Annotated in this window: 1 protein-coding gene; it reads right to left on the reverse strand. The window is 41.0% G+C overall.

What is annotated here, in order from left to right; all coding sequences use genetic code 11:
* Window positions 1-262 precede the first annotated feature (262 nt).
* Window positions 263-1,379, reverse strand: a protein-coding gene (locus WMZ97_RS21800; RefSeq protein WP_343274167.1) for an IS3 family transposase whose coding sequence is annotated in 2 segments (ribosomal slippage) — window positions 263-1,109 and window positions 1,108-1,379 — 1,119 coding nt in all. Because the reading frame shifts where the segments join, the coding sequence is not laid out codon by codon here.
* Window positions 1,380-1,432 lie beyond the last annotated feature (53 nt).

Consider the following 1,432-nt stretch of genomic DNA (forward strand, 5'->3'; position numbering starts at 1 on the left):
TAAAGTGGACCCCATTGTCAAGACACAAATTTTTATAAGTTAAGGTGGGCTTTATATATTATTTGCCCGTGGGAGTATGTGGTACTCCATTGTGGAGGGCTGTGGGTTTCCACCACCGAAATTGCCGGATATCCACTTCTTATGGATACACCTTATTTTTACGTTGAATTGGAGGGCGTGTCAAGAGCGAGCGGAGCGAGTGATATACTCTATGACACACTGCCCTCGGTAGAATGAGCTGCTGTGCTTAAGTGATGCGATTTCATTGGTGAAATACTGTACTCGGAGTTTGATAACCCAGGGATTGATGCGGTCGTTCATGGTTGTATAATGAAAGGTATTCCGAAATTCCCTTTCTTGCTTCTCTGGGGCTTGTATATTCTTTTAGGTATACTTCTTCATATTTCACATTTCGCCACAGGCGTTCCGTGATAATATTATCAAGCGCCCGATTCTTACCGTCCATGCTTATTCTAACATCATTATCTTTTAGTAGATTGATATATTTCGGGCTGGTAAAATGGCTGCCTTGATCGCTGTTCATAATGGTTGGATTGTGCTGTGACAATGCACGGTGCACGACTTCCAAAACAAAATCCATTTCCAATGTTTGATCAAGTTCCCAACTGATAACGTATCGGGAATACCAATCAATAATCGCTACAAGATACATCCAGCTGCGCCTGAGACGAATGTAGGTAATATCAATACCCCAGACGTGATTTGGATACTGTATATTCAATCCTCGCAGTAAATACGGATAGGTATGATGTTGCTTATTACGTTTGCTTAAATTGGGACCTGGAGAAATTCCTGCAATTCCCATTTCCCTCATATGGCGCTGTACGGCCTTTCGGTTAACCATTATTCCTTTCTGTTTCAAAATTACCGATATGCGCCTTGAGCCGTAAAAAGGCCATTTTGTATAAATTTCGTCGATCTTATTCTTGATCATGAGCTCCATTGGCGAGGGCTCAACACGCTTATAATATAAACTTGTTCGATTGAGATTTAAAAGCTCAGCTTGCTCTTTAATCGTTAATTCCTGGCTGTCCCAATCGACCAGATCGACCCTTTCCGCTCTAGATCTTGAAGCCAGATTTTTTTTTAATCCACGACAATTGCGTGGTGAGCTTGCCTACTTCGGCGTACAGATTTTCGATTTGTTTTTCGTAGTCCTCCTTCATTTTGTCCGTTTTCTTTGTATCTCGCTCAAATGCTTGAGGCATCTGCTCGATTGCTGCTTTACGCCATTGCCGAAGCTGGTTTGTATGAATGCCATGCTTAGAGGCAAGTTCAGAAATTGATTTCTCCTCTTTTAGGATTTCTAGCACGATTTTTGATTTAAATTCTGGTGAATATTGTTTTCTTTTCCCCATAAATCTACTTTAACATCTCCTTATTTCGTGTCTAGATTTATGGGTCCATTATA

It is taken from the genome of Lentibacillus songyuanensis, from assembly GCF_039548255.1.
Taxonomy (GTDB): Bacteria; Bacillota; Bacilli; order Bacillales; family Amphibacillaceae; genus Lentibacillus_C; species Lentibacillus_C songyuanensis.